This is a genomic window from Vibrio genomosp. F10 str. 9ZD137 (assembly GCF_049974785.1).
Classification (GTDB): Bacteria; Pseudomonadota; Gammaproteobacteria; order Enterobacterales; family Vibrionaceae; genus Vibrio.
Genome location: NZ_JBNGCJ010000307.1, coordinates 1 through 3355 on the forward strand (window position 1 = coordinate 1; position 3355 = coordinate 3355).

Genomic DNA, 3355 nt, shown 5'->3' on the forward strand with positions numbered 1-3355 from the left:
ACCGCTCTTCCGATCTACGAAGAGTTGGCGGCGGAGACACTCATGAATAAAGGGGTTATTCCTACTTCAATCACGGTGGGTGGCGACGCTTTTTCGTTCGACTTTGATTTAAAAACATTGTTTATTCCTGCTGTTCCTCTTGATGTACTGGTCATTTTTTGTCGTCAGTTATACAGCTTAACGAAAGCGGGCGTTCCACTGTTGAGGTCGATGAAAGGGTTGACACAAAACTGTGCGAATAAACAACTTAAAGAAGCGTTAGAAGAGGTTGCAGCTGAACTCACTAATGGACGTAGCTTGTCTGGTGCCATGCAACTTCACCCAAAAGTATTCAGCTCTTTGTTTGTATCGATGATCAGCGTCGGGGAAAATACCGGTCGTCTTGATGAAGCCTTGTTGCAACTTGCAGGTTATTACGAACAGGAAGTGGAAACACGTAAGCGGATAAAAACCGCCATGCGTTACCCAACGTTTGTTATCAGCTTCATTCTTGTTGCTCTGTTTATTCTCAATCTTAAAGTGATTCCCCAGTTTGCCACCATGTTCAGCCGGTTTGGCGTTGATTTGCCTTTGCCTACTCGTATTTTAATTGGGATGTCTGAATTTTTCGTCAATTACTGGGCCTTAATGATCGGGGTAATGGTGGGGCTGTTGTTTGCTTTTAAAGCCTGGCATAACACAATGGCAGGCCGAGAACGTTGGGATTTATTTCGCATTCGAACACCTATAGTCGGTGATGTGATCAACCGAGCGTTACTCTCTAGGTTCTCGAGAACCTTTGCATTGATGTTAAAAGCAGGGGTACCACTGAATCAATCACTCGCGCTTTCTGCTGAAGCATTGGACAACAAATACCTAGAAAGAAAGTTACTGGAAATGAAAGCCTCGATTGAAGCCGGTTCCACCATTTCATCGACGGCAATTAATGCCAATATATTCACCCCACTGGTCATTCAGATGATTTCTGTTGGTGAAGAAACCGGGCGAATTGATGAGTTGCTTCTTGAGGTCTCTGATTTTTACGACCGTGAAGTGGATTACGATTTGAAGACGTTAACCGCGCGAATAGAACCGATTTTATTGGTTATTGTTGCAGGTATGGTATTGATTCTTGCGCTCGGTATATTCTTGCCAATGTGGGGCATGTTAGATGCGATGAAGGGATAGCATGCTGGTGGATAATGCTCGTTCACAGTTTGTTATTTGGTTATTGCTGGTGATCATTTTGGTGCTGAGTTTTATGTTGGCATGGAAAAACGTCGATGAGGAAGCAAGCGAAACGGCGCTATTGCTCGCAAGTAAAAGAGTGGTTGAGCGCGCCAGTTTTTACAAACAAGAGTGGTTGTTGCACAAGCAGCCATCTAAACTTGTTATAGACGGCCGTGAATTAGCCATGAGTGAGCAAGGATGGGTATTGCCGCTGGATCAAAATCAGCAGGTGAATTGCGCATTTTGGTTACAATTGTTATACCCGGAAAATCGCCAATGGCCTGCTTATAGTGAATCGGTCGAACGCCATGATAAAGGTGTGAAATATCAATGTAGATATCTCTATGCCAGTGATCAAGTGATTGTTATTCAGTTAGATAATGGCAATTTTACGGTCAGCGTCGATTTTCTAACACAAGCGTAAAAATTGACAGATTACTAATAGAAAGTAACAAAAATTACCGTATAATACGCCATACGAATTAAGTGAGTAAAAAGATGAATAATAAACAAGCTGGTTTCTCATTAGTAGAACTCGTGGTCGTGATTGTTGTGGTTGGGCTTTTAGCCGTTGCCGCATTACCGCGTTTTTTAGATGTGACCGATGAAGCGAAAAAAGCCAGTATTGAAGGCGTCGCTGGTGGTTATGCTACCGGGGTATTGTCTGCTCGCGCGCAATGGGAAGCGGAAGCTCGCCCTTCTGAAACACTTAGTAACGAAAAATACAACACCGTGAACTACGATGGTGTTGAATTCTGGCTAACGCGTTCTCGTTCTAGCAACGGTACAGACACCGGTTTTCGCGATGGCTACCCATTTGCTCTGAATACCGGTAATGGTGCATTCCCTACAACGCTTTCAGATCAATATTGTATTGATTTAATGGATAATTTGTTACAAAACCCGCCAAAAGTTGATACGGTGGCTAACGCAGCAACAGATTCTAACGTGAAGTATTCTGCTCAAGCGAATGACACGGACTACACTTGTACTTATGTGCAGCAAGAAGGTGGTACCAATCATGAGTTTGTTTATGAAATTGAAACAGGTCGTGTGACCGTAACCTTGCAGTAACTCTGCATTAATGAAAAATAGAGAGATTTTGGCTATGAAAAGACAAGGCGGTTTCACCCTGATTGAGTTAGTGGTGGTGATTGTTATTTTAGGTATTCTTGCGGTTACTGCTGCACCTCGTTTCTTGAATTTACAAAATGATGCTCGTAAGTCATCCCTACAAGGCCTAAAAGGTGCTTTAGATGGTGCAGCTGGTATTGTCTATGGCAAAGCTGCGATTAATGGCAGCGAAACAGCAAGCGCAGCAACTGATGTTGATGGGATTTCTACTATTTATGGTTACCCTGTAGCAACCTCTGCCGGTATTGGTCAGGCTGTCGTTGGTTTAACTAGTGATTGGACATCTCAAGAGGATGGCTCTTCGTTAGTTATGACATTTAAAGATGATGCCCTGTCAAGTGCAACGGCAGTGAAAGGTACGAATTGCTATGTTACCTACACGCAAGCTAGTGGCACTGTAGTTTCTGCTGCGTATTCGACAGGCGTAATTGATACTGGTTGTTAATTAAATTTATATAATTGATAGGCCAGCACTGCTGGCCTTTTTTAAGCCCGTCATAAACACACTATTTAGTGCATTACCTTTCTTATCTTTTACTATAATATTAATTACTTAGTTTCTATTTTATTGCTGTCAAAGCTCAGGTGACTCATGGACGACCGACGCTCAATACAACAAGGCTTTACTCTGGTTGAGTTGATTGTGGTTATCTTATTGATAGCGATTGTCTCGGTGTACGCCACAAGCCGTTATCTTGGTACTTCAAGCTTTTCTGCCTTTACCGCACAAGAACAGATCATCTCGGTGATTCGCCAGGTTCAAGTCAATCGCATTCAAACCAATATTCCTGATCTTTATACCTATTGCAGTGACGCTAGTAACCCTGATCTTCAAGAGCTCTGTCTTCGCAGTCGAATCACCGCGAACGCCAGCTGTATTGGTAGTTCAAGCGGCTGTAGTGCAAGTGACCCAAGTGCTCGAAGTGATCTCGTGGTCGCCGATCAAGTCGCCTTCAGTACTACGCCTTCTGTTTCCCAAATCACTTTTGATCTGCTAGGCAACCCACTTGAC

Annotated in this window: 5 protein-coding genes; all 5 read left to right on the forward strand. The window is 43.3% G+C overall.

Annotated elements, in window-relative coordinates; translation table 11 throughout:
- Window positions 1–1167, forward strand: a 1167-nt coding sequence (locus ACP45E_RS05770; RefSeq protein ID WP_069584791.1) for a type II secretion system F family protein, incomplete at its 5' end; no start/stop codon positions are given.
- Window position 1168: 1 nt separating this feature from the next.
- On the forward strand, window positions 1169–1633 hold the full coding sequence (locus ACP45E_RS05775) for a hypothetical protein (RefSeq protein WP_017035377.1): 465 nt from the start codon (window positions 1169–1171) through the stop codon (window positions 1631–1633).
- Between the two features lie 74 nt (window positions 1634–1707).
- Window positions 1708–2283 (forward strand): prepilin-type N-terminal cleavage/methylation domain-containing protein, encoded by a 576-nt coding sequence (locus ACP45E_RS05780; RefSeq protein ID WP_017035378.1) that lies wholly within the window; start codon window positions 1708–1710, stop codon window positions 2281–2283.
- 34 nt (window positions 2284–2317) lie between these two features.
- On the forward strand, window positions 2318–2788 hold the full coding sequence (locus ACP45E_RS05785; RefSeq protein ID WP_017038238.1) for a prepilin-type N-terminal cleavage/methylation domain-containing protein: 471 nt from the start codon (window positions 2318–2320) through the stop codon (window positions 2786–2788).
- 147 nt (window positions 2789–2935) lie between these two features.
- Window positions 2936–3355 (forward strand): pilus assembly FimT family protein (locus ACP45E_RS05790; protein ID WP_069584792.1); only part of this gene is annotated, 420 nt, incomplete at its 3' end.